The sequence below is a fragment of the Agromyces albus genome (genome assembly GCF_004134825.1).
Lineage (GTDB): Bacteria > Actinomycetota > Actinomycetes > Actinomycetales > Microbacteriaceae > Agromyces > Agromyces albus.
In genome coordinates this window covers 82,832-97,296 of the sequence record NZ_SDPN01000013.1, presented here as the reverse complement: position 1 = coordinate 97,296, position 14,465 = coordinate 82,832, and the positions used below count along the sequence as shown (strand labels likewise).

Sequence of the window (14,465 nt, the reverse complement as noted above, 5' to 3'; positions counted from 1 at the left end):
GCGTGCGGGTCCCGGTGCCCGACGAGCGGCCTCGCGGCGCCCGCCGCCGCTTCGACGGCGCGCAGGAGCGCGGCGCGCACGTATTCGGGAACGGCCGGCGCCGCGGCATCCGTCGCCGCTGGGCTCTCGTCGGGTCCGATTCGCATCCCGCAATCTTGGCGCAGCCGGCTGGCAAGCGGCACAGCGGTCACCGCTTGGCACCGCCCGGTAACTCCCCAGCGGCAAGTCGTTAGACTCGTGGCGAACCCACCGTCGCCTTGAAGGAGCACCATGCCCATCGCAACCCCCGAGCAGTACGCCGAGATGCTCGACACCGCCAAGGCGAAGGGTTTCGCCTTCCCGGCATTCAACGTCTCCTCCTCGCAGACCCTCAACGCGGTGCTGCAGGGCCTCGCCGAGTCCGGATCCGACGGCATCATCCAGGTCACGACCGGCGGTGCCGACTACTTCGCCGGCCACACCGTGAAGGCCCGCGCAGCCGGCGCGCTCGCGTTCGCCCGCTTTGCCCACGAGGTCGCGAAGAACTACTCGATCACCGTGGCGCTCCACACCGACCACTGCCCGAAGCCCGCACTCGACGACTTCGTGTTCCCGCTCATCGCCGCCTCCGAAGAAGAGGTCAAGGCCGGCCGCAACCCGATCTTCCAGTCGCACATGTGGGACGGCTCGGCCGTGCCGCTCACCGAGAACCTCGAGATCGCCAAGCAGATCCTGCCCCGCATGAAGGCGATCAACGCCATCCTCGAGGTCGAGATCGGCGTCGTCGGCGGCGAGGAAGACGGCGTCCAGCACGAGGGCTCCAACGAGGCGCTCTACACGACCCTCGACGACGCGATCTCGACGGTCGAGGCGCTCGGCTTCGGCGAGCAGGGCCGCTACATGGCCGCCCTCACCTTCGGCAACGTGCACGGCGTCTACGCGCCCGGCAACGTCAAGCTGCGCCCCTCGCTCCTCAAGGAGATCCAAGACGGCCTCACGAGCAAGTACGGCAACGGCCCGAAGCCCCTCGACCTCGTCTTCCACGGTGGCTCCGGCTCCACCGACGCCGAGATCGCCGAGGCGGTCGCGAACGGCGTCGTGAAGATGAACATCGACACCGACACGCAGTACGCGTTCACGCGCTCGATCGCCGGCTACATGTTCTCGAACTACGACGGCGTGCTGAAGGTCGACGGCGGCGTCGGCAACAAGAAGCAGTACGACCCGCGCGCGTGGGGCAAGGTCGCCGAGTCGGCGATGGCCGCCCGCGTCGGCGAGTCCACGCGCCAGCTCGGCTCCGCCGGCCAGTCGATCAGCGCGTAGGGCCCCGGATGTCGCAGCACGGTGCCGCCCGGCCGTCCGATGAGTCGGACGGTCGCGGTGCCGCGCGCGGCGACGCCTCCCCGGCGCCTTCGCGCGACGAGCGCCCTCGTCCGCAGTACGGCGAATACGCCCCCGAGGGCTGGAGCTGGCAGCCTCCCGCCGATCAGCGCACGTCCGACCCGGCGCCGCAGATGGCCACGCCTCTGCCGCCGCCCGTCGCGGCATCCGCTCGCCCCGCTCGCCCCGTCGACCGGGTGATCACGATCATGCTGCTGGTCGTCGGCGTGTTCGGGGCCGCCTACAACTCCTTCTCGATGATCGTCCTGCCGTCGACCGCGGTCGAGTCCGCCCGGATGGCCGCGGCGATGTTCGGCTCCGACGCGGTCCCGCCCGCGTTCACGCCCGGGCCGGCTGTGCCTGCGGCCATTGCGATCGGCGTGGCGGCGCAGCTCCTGCTGTTGGCGGGCGCGCTCGTGTGGTCGCGTGCGCGAATGCGGGCAGGCGCCGTGTCGTGGTGGATCCCGCTCCTCGCGGGTGTCGTGGCATTCATCGTGGTCACGATCGTCGGCCTGATCGTGTTCGCCAGCGATCCGGCGCTCTACGAGTTCCTGCGTTCGGTGGGCTCGCCGACGTCCGCACCGTGAGTGCGAACGGCTGACCGTTGTGGTCGGCTACTGGTCGCTGCGCGCCCGGCCGCCGAGCGCCCGCGCGTCGCGGTTGCCGGCGAGGTCGTTGCGCAGCTCCTTCGGGAGCGAGAAGATCAGGTCTTCCTCGGCCGTCTTGACCTCGGCGACCTCGCCGTAGCCGGCGTCGGCGAGCGCGGCGAGCAGCTCCTGCACGAGCTCTTCGGGCACGGATGCCCCGCTCGTCACGCCGACCGTCTCGACGCCGTCGAGCCATTCCTGCCTGACCTCGCTCGCGTAGTCGACGCGGTAGGCGGCCTTGGCGCCGTACTCGAGCGCCACTTCGACGAGCCGAACACTGTTGGAGCTGTTGGCCGAGCCCACGACGATCACGAGGTCGGCGTTCTGCGCGACCTTCTTGATCGCGACCTGGCGGTTCTGGGTGGCGTAGCAGATGTCGTCGGACGGCGGGTCTTGGAGGTTCGGGAACCGCTCGCGCAAGCGCCGCACGGTCTCCATCGTCTCGTCGACCGAGAGCGTGGTCTGCGAGAGCCACACGACCTTGTCGGGGTCGCGAACCTCGATGTTCGCCACCTCGTCGGGGCTGCCGACGAGGGTGACGTGATCGGGAGCTTCACCGGCGGTGCCCTCGACCTCCTCGTGCCCTTCATGGCCGATGAGCAGGATCTCGAAGTCGTCGCGGGCGAAGCGAACAGCCTCGCGGTGCACCTTCGTGACGAGCGGGCAGGTCGCGTCGATCGCGTGCAGGCCGCGATCGGCGGCCGCGTTCACGACTGCCGGCGAGACGCCGTGCGCGCTGAAGACGATGTGCGCGCCCTCGGGAACCTCGTCGACCTCGTCGACGAAGATGGCTCCCTGCTGCTCGAGCTCGGTGACGACGTGGATGTTGTGCACGATCTGCTTGCGCACGTAGACCGGCGCGCCGTAGTGCTCGAGGGCCTTCTCGACGGCGATCACCGCGCGGTCGACGCCGGCGCAGTAGCCGCGGGGCGCTGCGAGCAGCACGCGCTTGTGTCCGGGGACCGGGATATCCTTGAGCCGGCCGCGCACGCCCGGGACTCTGGGCATGCCGAGGCCGATTCGCGGGGCATCCGTCAAGCTCGTCACGATGCCCATCCTACGCGGCTCAGATGGACCCAAAGGCTGGGAGGCCAGATGACGGATGCACCGGCGACACGTGACGCGCCGTGGCCGGTCGCTCTGCTCTCGGGCAAGCTCAAGCAATACATCGACCGACTCGGCACGGTCTGGGTCGAGGGCGAGATCACGCAATGGGGCGTCTCGGCCGGCAACGTCTACGGCAAGCTGAAAGACCTCGACGCCGACGCGACCCTGTCGTTCCAGGTCTGGTCGTCGGTGCGAGCCCGCTTCACCGAGCAGTTCAAGGCGGGCGACCGGGTGATCGCCCTCGTGAAGCCGAACTGGTGGGTCAAGGGCGGCTCGCTCTCGATGCAGGTCTTCGAGCTCAAGCACGTGGGCCTCGGCGACCTGCTCGAGCGACTCGAGCGGCTGCGCACCGCACTCGCCGCCGAAGGGCTGTTCGACGCCTCACGCAAGCGGCGACTGCCGTTCCTGCCCGGCGTCGTTGGCCTCATCACCGGCAAAGACAGCGACGCCGAGCACGATGTGCTGCGCAACGCCAGGCTCCGCTGGCCCGCCGTCGACTTCCGGGTTGTACATGCGGCGGTGCAGGGCGACCGCACGGTGCCCGAGGTCATCGCCGCGATCAAGCGGCTCGACGCCGATCCCGACGTGCACGTCATCATCATCGCTCGCGGCGGCGGCGACTTCCAGAACCTGCTGGGCTTCAGCGATGAACGCCTCGTGCGTGCTGCTGCGGCGGCATCCACCCCCATCGTCTCGGCCATCGGGCACGAGGCCGACCGGCCGCTGCTCGACGAGGTGGCCGATCTCAGGGCATCGACGCCCACGGATGCCGCCAAGCGCGTGGTGCCCGACATCAGCGAGGAGCTCGTGCGCATCGAGCAGGCGCGAGCGCGGCTCAGCATGCGGCTCACGGCCATCCTCGGCCGGGAGATCGACCGCATCGGCCACCTCCGCTCGCGTCCGGCGCTCGCCGACACCTCGTGGATCGTCGACCGCCGCGCCGAAGACCTCACGAGGTGGGTCGCGCGCGGCGCCGAGCTCATCGATCGCACGCTCGAACGAGCCACGTCGAGCACGGCCGAGTTGCGAACGCGACTGCGATCCCTCTCGCCGCAAGCCACGCTCGATCGCGGCTACGCGATCGTGCAGGGCGCCGACGGACACGTGGTGCGAGACCCGTCGGCAGCGCCCGACGGCACGCAACTCGTCGTCACCCTCGCCGAGGGCGCGATCGCCGCCGTCTCTCGCGGCGAAGTGCCCGATCACCGGGCACCGGCGGCCGACTCTGCGGCCAGCCCTGCGGCTGGCTCCGCCGCCGGCTCTGCGGCCGACTCCGCGGCGAAGCGTGCCGGTGGCCCCGAATAGAATGGATGCCATGTCCTCCACGCCCGATGTCGCCGAGCTGAGCTACGAACAGGCCCGCGACGAGCTCGTGCGCGTCGTCGGCGAACTCGAGCAGGGCTCGGCGACCCTCGAGCAGTCGCTCGCGCTGTGGGAACGCGGCGAGGCGCTCGCCGCGCGCTGCGAGGAGTGGCTCATCGGAGCGAAGGCGCGACTCGACGCGGCGCGTGCGGGCAGCGCGGCCCGCGCGGCGTCCGACCACGCCGGCGAACGCTGATGGCCACGCGACCGCCGCGGGTCGTCGCCGAACTCGGCCGGCCCGAGACGCCCGAAGAGACCGCGGCCCGCCTGGCCGAGAACTCCCGCCTGCACCGCCAGCGCCAGACCCTCAAGAACCTCGTGCTCGCCCTCGGTGCGAGCCTCATCGTGATGCTCGTCCTCGTGCTGCTCGTGCCGCGCAGCGACACTCCCATCGAGCCCGACATCGACGTCGCGGCGGTCGCCGAGCAGGCGCAGATTGCGAGCTCCGACCCTCTCGCGGTGCCCGATCTTCCCGAGGGGTGGCGCGCGAACGCGGCCGAGCTGCGCAAGAGCGAGGCTGACGGCGTCACCGCGTGGTACGCCGGATACCTCACGCCGAGCGACGAGTACGTCGGCATGTACCAGGGCCTCGAGGCGAATCCCACGTGGGTCGCCGGCCTGCTCGAAAGAACGCTCGCGACCGGAACCACCACGATCGACGGCATCGACTGGACCGTGTACGACAACCGCGAATCGAACGACGACGTGGGCAACGCCCGCTACGGCCTCGTGACCGAGGCGGGCGGCAACACCTTCGTGCTGATCGGCACGGCCACGACCGATGAGTTCGAGACGATCGCCGCTGCACTCACGCCCACCGTCGAAGCACAGCGTTGATCATCGAGCACAGCACCGACCACACCGACGACGCACAGCACTGAGAGGACCCCGTGAGCGACCAGTCGACCGAACGTCCCGACACGCCGGCTGCCACCTGGCGTGAGCTGCGGCGAGGCAACGAGCGATTCGTCGCCGGCGAGCCGCAGCATCCGCGGCAAGACGTCGACCACCGCACCGCACTCGCGGCGCGGCAGCGGCCGCTCGTCGCGATCTTCGGCTGCAGCGATTCCCGGCTCTCGGCCGAGATCATCTTCGACGTCGGCCTCGGCGACGCCTTCGTCGTGCGCAACGCGGGCCAGGTCATCTCCGACTCGGTGCTCGGCTCGCTCGAATACGCGGTGGGCGTGCTCGGCGTGCCCCTCATCCTCGTGCTCGGTCACGACGAGTGCGGCGCCGTGCTCGCGGCGATCGAGTCCCAGACACCCGATGCAGCGCCGCTGCCGGCCCACATCAACTCGATCGTGTCGCGCATCGTGCCGGCTGTGCGGCGAGTTGCGGGCGGCGACCCCGCCCTGCCGATCGAGCGCGACCACGTCGACGCGGGCTTCGTCGGACGGGAGCATCTGCGCGACACGGTCGCCGAGCTGCTCGAGAGCTCCGAGATGATCAGCGACGCGATCGCAGCCGGTACGCTGGCTATCGTCGGCGCGAACTACCGCTTGCTCGAAGGGCGCGCCGAGACTGACATCGTCGTCGGACGCATCTGACCGCCGCATTCGCGGCTCCCGCCGGGAGGGCCCGGCACGCAACCGAAAGGGATCACACCGTGGTGGACAACCCCGCCGACTATCGGATCGAACACGACACGATGGGCGAGGTGCGGGTGCCCGCATCGGCGCTGTACCGTGCGCAGACGCAACGTGCCGTCGAGAACTTCCCGATCTCGGGCTCCGGTCTCGAGATCCAGCAGCTCCAGGCGCTCGCCCGCATCAAGAAGGCCGCGGCGCAGGCGAACGCCCGGCTCGGCGTGCTCGACGCCGACATCGCGAGGGCCATCGAAGAGGCGGCCGACGAGGTCATCGAGGGTCGCCACGATGCCGTCGAGCACTTCCCGGTCGACGTCTACCAAACGGGCTCCGGCACCTCCTCGAACATGAACATGAACGAGGTGCTCGCGACGATCGCGACCGAGAAGCTCGGCGCGCCAGTGCATCCGAACGATCACGTCAACGCCTCGCAGTCCTCGAACGACGTGTTCCCGACCTCGGTGCACATCGCCGTCACCGCGGCGCTCATCGACGATCTCATCCCGTCGCTCGACCACCTCGCCGTCTCGCTCGAGGCCAAAGCCGACGCGTGGTCGGGCGTCGTGAAGGCCGGCCGCACGCACCTCATGGACGCCACCCCGGTCACCCTCGGCCAGGAGTTCGGCGGCTACGCGCGCCAGATGCGCCTCGGCATCGAGCGGGTGCGCTCGGCGCTCCCCCGCGTCGCCGAGGTGCCGCTCGGCGGCACCGCCGTCGGCACGGGCATCAACACCCCGGCCGGTTTCCCGCAGCTGGTCATCGAGCTCCTCCAGCAGGAGACCGAGCTGCCGATCACCGAAGCGGTCGACCACTTCGAGGCGCAAGCCAACCGCGACGGGCTCGTCGACGCCTCGGGCGCACTCCGCACGATCGCCGTGAGCCTCACGAAGATCGCCAACGACATCCGGTGGATGGGCTCGGGTCCGAACACCGGCCTCGGCGAGCTGAACATCCCCGACCTGCAACCCGGATCCTCGATCATGCCGGGCAAGGTCAACCCCGTCATCCCCGAGGCCGTGCTCATGGTCGCGTCGCGGGTCATCGGCAACGACGCGACGATCGCGTGGGCCGGGGCATCCGGATCCTTCGAACTCAACGTGCAGATCCCCGTCATGGGCACGGCGTTGCTCGAGTCGATCCGCCTCCTCTCGAACTCCGTTCGCGCGCTCGCCGACAAGACGATCGACGGGCTCGAGGCCAACATCGAGCGCACGAGCGCCCTCGCCGGCATGTCGCCCTCGATCGTCACACCGCTCAACAAGCTCATCGGCTACGAGGCCGCAGCGAAGATCGCGAAGCACTCGGTGGCGCAGGGCATCACCGTACGCGAGGCCGTCATCGACCTCGGCTACGTCGAGCGCGGCGAGCTCTCCGAAGAGCAGCTCGACAAGGCCCTCGACCTGCTCTCGATGACGCGCCCACCACAAGCCTGACGCGCTCAGTCTCCAACACGCCCGCACTCTTCGAACGCGTCACTTCCCGACCTCCACGTGGTCCAATCGCGCCATCCGCGTCGGGAAGTGACGCGTTCGCCTTGCGGCTCTTCGTCGACTCTGCTGTAATTAACGCGTTCGTTAATTAACAAAGGATGCAACTACACCGTGGACGAGTTGAGCACCATCTTCGCGGCCCTTGCTGACCCGACGCGACGCGCGATGCTCGCGCGACTCGCGGCGGGCGAGGCGACGGTCGGCGAACTCGCAGCTCCCCACGACATGAGCCTTCCTGCGATCTCGCGGCACCTGAAGGTGCTCGAGCGGGCCGGGCTCGTGACCAAGGGGCGCGACGCCCAATGGCGTCCGTGCCGACTCGAGACGAAACCGCTCGAAGAGATCGACGAGTGGATGTCGACGTACCGGAAGTTCTTCGAAGGCCGCCTCGACGCCCTCGACACGCATCTGAACATCATCATGGGCCGTTCGGCCGAGAAGGAGGAGTCATGACCGACACGGAGCGCCCGACCGGCACGAGACGCAGATTCAGCATCGTGCGGCACCTCGATGCCCCGCGTGAGCTGGTCTTCCGCGCCTGGACCGACCCCGCACAGCTGCACTGGTTCGCCGGGGTGGCTCCGTCGGCGGAGCATCCGTCGACCGTCGACCTCCGGATCGGCGGCGCCTGGCGCGTGTTCCTCGTCGAGCAGAACGACGAGGCCCGCTCATACGTCACCGGCGGCGTCTACCGCGAGATCGTCGAGCCTTCGCGCCTCGTCTTCTCGTGGGGCGCAGTCGGTGGCTGGCCCCCGATCGATCCAGAGGACCCCGACGGTCTCGACCGCGTGCCGATCGTGACGATCGAACTCGAAGCGATCGGCGACACGACCCGCCTGCGGCTGCACTTCGGGTTCGCCGAGAGCGTGCCCGACGCCCGCGTGCGTGAGTGGTACGCGCTGGGGGTCGAGCCGGGCATGAACGCGACGATCGACCGCCTCGCCCCGCACCTCGCACGCGCGTGAGCGCTCGGGCGTTCGCCTTGGCGGCCGCCCGAGCGCTCGGCGCTCGCGCTAGTTCAGCTCGGCGCCGTCGAGCATCTCCGAGACGAGCGCGGCGATCGCTGAGCGCTCCGAGCGGGTGAGGGTGATGTGGGCGAAGAGCGGATGCCCCTTCAGCGTCTCGATCACGCTCGCGACGCCGTCATGGCGTCCGACCCGGAGGTTGTCGCGCTGGGCGACATCGTGCGTGAGCACGACCCGCGAGTTCTGCCCGATGCGGGAGAGCACGGTGAGCAGCACGTTGCGTTCGAGCGATTGCGCCTCGTCGACGATCACGAACGCGTCGTGCAACGAGCGGCCGCGGATGTGGGTGAGCGGCAGCACCTCGAGGATGCCGCGATCGATGACCTCCTCGAGCACGTTGTCGGAGACCACCGAGCCGAGGGTGTCGAACACCGCTTGCCCCCAGGGGTTCATCTTCTCGCCCTGGTCGCCGGGCAGGTAGCCGAGCTCCTGGCCGCCCACGGCGTAGAGCGGGCGGAACACCATGATCTTCTTGTGCTGCTGGCGCTCGAGCACCATCTCGAGGCCCGCACACAGGGCGAGCGCCGACTTTCCGGTGCCTGCGCGCCCACCGAGCGAGAGGATGCCGATCTCGGGGTCGAGGAGCAGGTCGATCGCGAGCCGCTGCTCGGCCGATCGGCCGTGCACGCCGAAGACGTCGCGATCGCCGCGCACGAGCTTCACCTCGTGCTCGCCGACGACGCGGCCGAGTGCAGACCCTCGCTCCGAGTGGATCACGACGCCCGTGTTCACGGGCAGGTCTGCGACGGCCGCGGTCGTCATCACCTCGTGCTCGTAGAGCTTGGCCATGTCGTTCGATCCGAGCGAGAGCTCGGCCATGCCGCTCCAGCCTGAGTCGATCGCGAGCTCGGCGCGGTACTCCTGGGCGTCGAGGCCGATCGATGCCGCCTTGACGCGCAACGGCAGGTCTTTCGAGACCACGGTCACGGCGACGCCGTCGTTCGCGAGGTTCATCGCGCACGCGAGGATGCGCGAGTCGTTGTCGCCGAGCTGGAGCCCGCTCGGCAGCACCGACGGATTCGAGTGGTTGAGCTCGACCCGCAGCGATCCGCCCTCACCCACCGGGATCGGGAAGTCGAGGCGCTCGTGTTCGATTCGCAGTTCGTCGAGGATTCGCAGCGACTGCCGTGCGAAGTACCCGATCTCAGGATGGTTGCGCTTCGACTCGAGTTCCGTGATCACCACGACGGGCAGCACCACGGCATGCTCGGCGAATCGGAACAGCGCCTTCGGGTCCGAGAGGAGCACCGAAGTGTCGAGCACGTACGTCCGCACCGCTTGCGCATCGTGCACAGGCGTCGCCTCGCCGGATTGCGCCTTGGCGCCACCCGCGGTTCGACCGACGGACTTGGAGGTTTCAACTGAAGCCACGACCGCTCCTGCCCCGAGCGTTCCGCTCGGCTCTCGGCCGGCCGGCGATCCTCCTACGAGCGGTTCACGAGCCGACTCGATCAGGCACCTTGCCTGATGTCTCCGACCGTACTTCGGCGTTGCCGAATCCGCGCCATCGACACGCAGAATGTCATGCGGGTGTCACGCGTCGTTCACATGCGGACGCGAATGTCGCGAGCTGCACGCCGAACGCGCGCCCTGTCGCCGACGCGACGCGCTCAGTACCTCGCCGCCGAGCTGTACGACACGAACGCCGCACGCAGCATCTCGAGCGTCTCGCCCGACGTGCCCGAGTGCACGCTCAGTCGCACCCGCCCCTGCCGCGTCGTGGCGGTGACCCCGTGGTTGTGCAGCGAGGCGGTGAGCAGCGTCACCTGCTCGGCGGGCGGCTCGAGCACGACCAGACCGGCACGCTCCTGTTCGTCGCGCGACGAGACGACCGCGATGGCGAACTCGTCGGCCAGGTCGATGACGCGGCTCGCGCGTTCGGCGACGGCGGCATTGATCGCCGGCACCCCGACACGGGCGATCTCCTCGAGCGACGCGGCGAGTCGCGCCTCGCCGATCGGGTCGGGGTTCGAGACGCGGAACGCCCGGGCGTCGGATGCCGGCGGCGGAACCTCGCCCCAGGGTTCGGCCTCCTCGGTGCCCGAGAACCCCGAGAACACCGGCGTGAGCCGCTCGAGTGCGCGCGACGACAGCGCCATGATCCCGGTGCCCCAGCCCGCGCGGCACCACTTCTGCCCGCCGCTCAGCACAACGTCGGCGGCCTCCCACGGCGCGTCGACCACGCCGAAGCCCTGGATGGCATCGACGATCAGCAGCCGATCGCCGATCACCTGCCGGATTCCCTCGATGTCGCTGAGGTACCCGGTGCGCGCATCGACGAGGCTCACCGCGACGGCGGCGACGTTCGACTCGAGCTGCGCTCGGATCTGCCCCGGCGTGACCTTGCCGTGATCGGTCTCAAGCCACGTGGGCTGCACGGTGTGCAGCGCCTCCATGGCGCGCACCGCCGCGATCGGCAGGCTCGGGAACTCGTCGGCCGACAACAGCACACCGCCCGTGAGGCCGAACATGGCGTGCATGATGCCTTGCGTCGTGTTGGGCTGGAAGACGATCGCGTCGGCAGGGAACCCCGTCACGGCGGATGCCGCCGCGCGAAGCCGCGCATCCTGCTCGGCGAAGGCGTCGAGGCTGCCGTGCCGCGCTCGCTGCAGCACTTGCGTGAAGGCGAGCGCCTCCTCGGCGGCAGACGTCGAGAGCGGGCCGACGCGAGCGTAGTCGAGGTATCCCGGCTCGTCGGTGAATCCGGCGTTGAATTCGTCGATGGTCACGTGGGTGTGCCCCCTTCTCCGAGGCATATTGTGACAGAACGAACGGCCCGATCACCCGCCGAATCGACGATGCCGCTTCGCATAGTCGCGAAGTGCCCTCAGGAAGTCGACTTTTCGCAGGTCGGGGCCGAGCGCCTCGACGAAGTAGAACTCGCTGTGCGCCGCCTGCCAGAGCATGAAATCGCTGAGGCGCTGCTCCCCCGACGTGCGGATCACGAGATCGGGGTCGGGCTGGCCGCCCGTGTAGAGATGCTCGCCGATGAGGTCGGGGGTGAGTCGCTCGGCGAGGTCTTCGAGGCTGCGTCCCTCGGCATGGTGTGCCGCGACGATCGAGCGCATCGCATCGGTGATCTCCTTGCGGCCGCCGTAGCCGACGGCGAGGTTCACGTGCAGGCCGCGCTTGTCGGCGGTGCGATGCTCAGCGGCATCGAGGGCGGCGACGAGCGGCTCGGGCAGCCCGGCATCCGACCCGACATGCTGGACGCGCCAGTCGCGATAGTGCGAGAGCTCCTCGGCGAGCTCGGCGATGATCTCGATGAGGTCGGCGAGCTCGCTCGAGGGCCGGTTGCCGAGGTTGTCGCTCGAGAGCAGGTAGAGCGTGACCGTGGTGATGCCGAGGTCGTCGCACCACTCGAGGAACTCGCGCATCTTCGCGGCGCCCGCGCGGTGGCCGTGGGCGGCCGAGTCGTAGCCGAGCTGCTTCGCCCAGCGACGGTTGCCGTCGATGATCATCGCGATGTGGCGCGGAACGGAGCTCGTATCGAGTCCTCGCCGCAACCGGTTCTGGTAGAGGCGGTAGAGCAGGCCGCGACCGATGGAGTGATCGCTCGTGTGCACGGACCCACGCTACCGCTCCGCAGCATCCGGCACTCACAGCGATGCCTGATCGTCGAAGCTCTACGCTGGCTGGATGACCTCGAAGCGCCGCCGCGAACACGACGATCTCGCGCAGCAGCTCTCCCGCCCGGCCGCGGCGGACGACCCGGCGGATGCCGCGGTCTCCCGCGATCAGCACGGCTCCGACCTGCCGAACATCCCGGTGCTCGACGACGGCATCTCGCGCGCCGATGTGAAGCCCACCTGGCGCGGCTGGATCCACGCCGTCACGTTCCCGATCACGATCCTCGCGGGCATCGTGCTCCTCGTGCTCGCGCAGGGCGCGCCGGCGAAGCTGGCGTCGCTCGTGTTCGTGCTCACGTCGATGCTGCTCTTCGGCAACTCGGCGCTCTACCACCGCTTCGACTGGAACCCGAAGACGAAGCTGCTCCTCAAGCGCATCGACCACGCCAACATCTTCCTGCTCATCGCCGGCACCTACACACCCCTCGCGATCCTTGCGCTGCCACCGAGCAAGGGCTGGCTGCTGCTCGGCGTGGTGTGGGCCGGCGCCCTCGTCGGCATCGGCTTCCGGGTGTTCTGGATCCAGGCTCCGCGCTGGCTCTACGTGCTGCTCTACCTGCTGCTCGGCTGGGCCGCGGTGATGTACCTCGGCGACCTCTTCGCGGTGAACGCCCTCATGATGGTGCTCGTCATCGTCGGCGGACTGCTCTACACGGCGGGCGCGATCGTCTACGCGCTGAAGAAGCCGAACCCGTGGCCGGGAGTATTCGGCTTCCACGAGATCTTCCACGCGTGCACGGTGCTCGCGTTCATGTGCCATTGGACGGCGACGCTGCTCATCGCCGTCGACCCCACGTATCACACGGGCTGAGCCGGGCCGCGTTCAGCGAGCGGATGCCGCGCCGGGGCCGCTCTCGTCGTCGTCGGCGTTCGGCGACGGGCTCGGGACATCCGGCGCCACGCCTTGATCGCCGAGCACCTCGGCCTCGAGGCGCTCGACCTCGAGCCGCTCGCGCACCTCGGCGCGGTAGTTCGTGCGCCGGATGCGCCGCACCATGTCGAGGATCAGGAGCACCACGACGACCATCAGTGCGAACGTCACGACGAAGCCCCAGACGCCCGGCGTCACGGTGTCGGGGTCGAACTCCTCCTCTGCGGCGATCGCGATCGCGCCGGTGAGGCGTGCGATCACGAGCGTGCTCCGGCGATGGAACAAGCGGGCACGACGAGCATCGGATTCCCTTCACCGGGGGCGGGTTAGGCTGGATTCAAGCCTAGACGATCGAGGCGGGAAGGGGCCGAGCCGTGGCCGAGCAGACCGAGGTGCTCGCTGCGCGCTACGGGCGCACACCCGGCACGCGCACTCGCGATCGCCTGCTCCTGATCGGGGCTGCGGTCGTCTTCGCGATCGTGCTCGTCGCGTGGGTTGTGTGGGCAGGGCTCGACGGCCAACGGCCGGCCGTCCAGGCAACCGACACCGGGCACCGCCTTCTCACCGAGCAGCGCGCGGTCGAGGTGAGCTGGACCTTGTCTGTGCCGCCCGGCAACGAGACCGCCTGCATCGTGCAAGCGCTCAACGAGGACTTCACCGTCGTCGGCTGGAAGGTCGTCGAACTGCCCGCGTCAGATCGGCACCTCCGCACGTTCACCGAGCAGGTCCGCACGGCGCAGGAAGCGAACACTGGTTTGATTTACCGGTGTTGGCTCACCTAAGATTGGTTGTTCGCCCTGACAGTCGTCGGGGCGTCACGTCTATTTCGGGAGTGCACCATGGCGCACGAAGCCACCGTCACCTGGCTCACCCAGGAGGCTTACGACCGGCTCGCGGCCGAGCTCGAGCAGCTCTCCACCAATGGGCGCGAGGAGATCGCGAAGCGCATCGAATCCGCCCGTGAAGAGGGCGACCTCAAGGAGAACGGCGGATACCACGCTGCGAAAGACGAGCAGGGCAAGCAAGAGGCGCGCATTCGCCAGCTGACGTCGCTGCTGCGCTCCGCGCAGGTCGGCGAAGCGCCCACCTCCAACGGCGTCGTCCAGCCCGGCACCGTGATCTCCGCGGTCATCGCCGGCGACGAGTCGACGTTCCTCATCGGCAGCCGTGAGATCGCCGGCGACTCCGAACTCGACGTCTACAGCGAGCAGAGCCCGCTGGGCGCCGCGATCCTCGGCCTGAAGGTCGGCGAGAAGACGAGCTACACCGCGCCGAACGGCCGCGAGATCGCTGTCGAGGTCACCGGTGTCGAGACCTGGGGCGGTCAGTAACCGAGACGTTCGACCGACGGCCCCTTCGCTTCGCGGAGGGGCCGTCGTCGTGCAGTGC

General features: G+C 69.2%; 17 protein-coding genes. 12 read left to right on the top strand and 5 right to left on the bottom strand.

The features are described 5' to 3' along the window. Positions 1-270 precede the first annotated feature (270 nt). Both fbaA and ESP51_RS09205 read left to right on the top strand, forming a co-directional pair. The gene (gene fbaA, locus ESP51_RS09210) at positions 271-1,302 is read left to right on the top strand and encodes a class II fructose-bisphosphate aldolase (RefSeq protein WP_129520608.1); all 1,032 of its coding nucleotides are present in this window, start codon (positions 271-273) and stop codon (positions 1,300-1,302) included. 8 nt (positions 1,303-1,310) lie between these two features. After that, positions 1,311-1,946: a DUF6264 family protein gene (locus tag ESP51_RS09205; protein ID WP_129520607.1), complete on the top strand. Its 636-nt coding sequence runs from the start codon at positions 1,311-1,313 to the stop codon at positions 1,944-1,946. A 27-nt stretch (positions 1,947-1,973) separates the two neighbouring features. Here ESP51_RS09205 and ESP51_RS09200 read toward each other — a convergent pair whose 3' ends face one another. Continuing rightward, positions 1,974-3,014, bottom strand: a complete 1,041-nt coding sequence (locus ESP51_RS09200; RefSeq protein WP_129520615.1) for a 4-hydroxy-3-methylbut-2-enyl diphosphate reductase — start codon at positions 3,012-3,014, stop codon at positions 1,974-1,976. Between the two features lie 87 nt (positions 3,015-3,101). Here ESP51_RS09200 and xseA point away from each other — a divergent pair, with 87 nt between their 5' ends. The 7 genes from xseA to ESP51_RS09165 all read left to right on the top strand — a co-directional run bounded on the left by xseA (position 3,102) and on the right by ESP51_RS09165 (position 8,516). Then, a complete protein-coding gene (xseA, locus tag ESP51_RS09195) occupies positions 3,102-4,418 on the top strand; it encodes an exodeoxyribonuclease VII large subunit (RefSeq protein WP_129520606.1) in 1,317 nt (438 codons plus the stop codon). 1 nt (position 4,419) lies between these two features. Continuing rightward, on the top strand, positions 4,420-4,671 hold the full coding sequence (locus ESP51_RS09190) for an exodeoxyribonuclease VII small subunit (protein ID WP_129520605.1): 252 nt from the start codon (positions 4,420-4,422) through the stop codon (positions 4,669-4,671). Further along, positions 4,671-5,312 carry a DUF4245 domain-containing protein gene (locus tag ESP51_RS09185; protein WP_129520604.1) on the top strand — a complete coding sequence of 214 codons (642 nt, stop codon included), beginning with the start codon at positions 4,671-4,673 and terminating at the stop codon, positions 5,310-5,312. The genes ESP51_RS09190 and ESP51_RS09185 overlap by 1 nt, the downstream gene beginning before the upstream one ends. A 53-nt stretch (positions 5,313-5,365) precedes the next feature. Beyond that, positions 5,366-6,022 carry a carbonic anhydrase gene (locus ESP51_RS09180; protein ID WP_129520603.1) on the top strand — a complete coding sequence of 219 codons (657 nt, stop codon included), beginning with the start codon at positions 5,366-5,368 and terminating at the stop codon, positions 6,020-6,022. Between the two features lie 59 nt (positions 6,023-6,081). Beyond that, on the top strand, positions 6,082-7,494 hold the full coding sequence (locus tag ESP51_RS09175) for a class II fumarate hydratase (RefSeq protein ID WP_129520602.1): 1,413 nt from the start codon (positions 6,082-6,084) through the stop codon (positions 7,492-7,494). Between the two features lie 168 nt (positions 7,495-7,662). Further along, a complete protein-coding gene (locus tag ESP51_RS09170) occupies positions 7,663-8,004 on the top strand; it encodes an ArsR/SmtB family transcription factor (protein ID WP_129520601.1) in 342 nt (113 codons plus the stop codon). Further along, positions 8,001-8,516, top strand: a complete 516-nt coding sequence (locus tag ESP51_RS09165; RefSeq protein WP_129520600.1) for an SRPBCC family protein — start codon at positions 8,001-8,003, stop codon at positions 8,514-8,516. Before ESP51_RS09170 ends, ESP51_RS09165 begins: the two co-directional genes overlap by 4 nt. A 48-nt stretch (positions 8,517-8,564) precedes the next feature. On the opposite strand, the gene ESP51_RS09160 is transcribed toward ESP51_RS09165, so the two are convergent. From ESP51_RS09160 to ESP51_RS09150, 3 genes are all read right to left on the bottom strand, one after another. After that, the gene (locus ESP51_RS09160; RefSeq protein ID WP_422386837.1) at positions 8,565-9,947 is read right to left on the bottom strand and encodes a PhoH family protein; all 1,383 of its coding nucleotides are present in this window, start codon (positions 9,945-9,947) and stop codon (positions 8,565-8,567) included. A 239-nt stretch (positions 9,948-10,186) separates the two neighbouring features. Continuing rightward, positions 10,187-11,305, bottom strand: coding sequence for an aminotransferase class V-fold PLP-dependent enzyme (locus ESP51_RS09155; RefSeq protein WP_241843078.1), 1,119 nt, complete (start codon positions 11,303-11,305; stop codon positions 10,187-10,189). 51 nt (positions 11,306-11,356) lie between these two features. Continuing rightward, on the bottom strand, positions 11,357-12,142 hold the full coding sequence (locus ESP51_RS09150; protein WP_129520598.1) for an isoprenyl transferase: 786 nt from the start codon (positions 12,140-12,142) through the stop codon (positions 11,357-11,359). Positions 12,143-12,215: 73 nt separating this feature from the next. Here ESP51_RS09150 and trhA point away from each other — a divergent pair, with 73 nt between their 5' ends. Continuing rightward, positions 12,216-13,016 carry a PAQR family membrane homeostasis protein TrhA gene (gene trhA, locus ESP51_RS09145; protein ID WP_129520597.1) on the top strand — a complete coding sequence of 267 codons (801 nt, stop codon included), beginning with the start codon at positions 12,216-12,218 and terminating at the stop codon, positions 13,014-13,016. Positions 13,017-13,028: 12 nt separating this feature from the next. Here trhA and ESP51_RS09140 read toward each other — a convergent pair whose 3' ends face one another. Continuing rightward, positions 13,029-13,337, bottom strand: a complete 309-nt coding sequence (locus ESP51_RS09140; protein ID WP_129520596.1) for a hypothetical protein — start codon at positions 13,335-13,337, stop codon at positions 13,029-13,031. 113 nt (positions 13,338-13,450) lie between these two features. Here ESP51_RS09140 and ESP51_RS09135 point away from each other — a divergent pair, with 113 nt between their 5' ends. Both ESP51_RS09135 and greA read left to right on the top strand, forming a co-directional pair. Further along, complete coding sequence (locus ESP51_RS09135) at positions 13,451-13,858, top strand: DUF4307 domain-containing protein (RefSeq protein ID WP_164990470.1); 408 nt, start codon at positions 13,451-13,453, stop codon at positions 13,856-13,858. 57 nt (positions 13,859-13,915) lie between these two features. Beyond that, positions 13,916-14,407 carry a transcription elongation factor GreA gene (gene greA / locus ESP51_RS09130; protein ID WP_129520594.1) on the top strand — a complete coding sequence of 164 codons (492 nt, stop codon included), beginning with the start codon at positions 13,916-13,918 and terminating at the stop codon, positions 14,405-14,407. Positions 14,408-14,465: the final 58 nt, after the last annotated feature.

Excerpts from the sequence above, each read along its gene's own strand:
- fbaA (WP_129520608.1), top strand. The coding sequence starts at position 271 with ATGCCCATCGCAACCCCCGAGCAGTACGCCGAGATGCTCGACACCGCC.
- ESP51_RS09205 (WP_129520607.1), top strand. The coding sequence starts at position 1,311 with ATGTCGCAGCACGGTGCCGCCCGGCCGTCCGATGAGTCGGACGGTCGC.
- ESP51_RS09200 (WP_129520615.1), bottom strand. The coding sequence starts at position 3,014 with ATGCCCAGAGTCCCGGGCGTGCGCGGCCGGCTCAAGGATATCCCGGTC.
- xseA (WP_129520606.1), top strand. The coding sequence starts at position 3,102 with ATGACGGATGCACCGGCGACACGTGACGCGCCGTGGCCGGTCGCTCTG.
- ESP51_RS09190 (WP_129520605.1), top strand. The coding sequence starts at position 4,420 with ATGGATGCCATGTCCTCCACGCCCGATGTCGCCGAGCTGAGCTACGAA.
- ESP51_RS09185 (WP_129520604.1), top strand. The coding sequence starts at position 4,671 with ATGGCCACGCGACCGCCGCGGGTCGTCGCCGAACTCGGCCGGCCCGAG.
- ESP51_RS09165 (WP_129520600.1), top strand. The coding sequence starts at position 8,001 with ATGACCGACACGGAGCGCCCGACCGGCACGAGACGCAGATTCAGCATC.
- trhA (WP_129520597.1), top strand. The coding sequence starts at position 12,216 with ATGACCTCGAAGCGCCGCCGCGAACACGACGATCTCGCGCAGCAGCTC.
- greA (WP_129520594.1), top strand. The coding sequence starts at position 13,916 with ATGGCGCACGAAGCCACCGTCACCTGGCTCACCCAGGAGGCTTACGAC.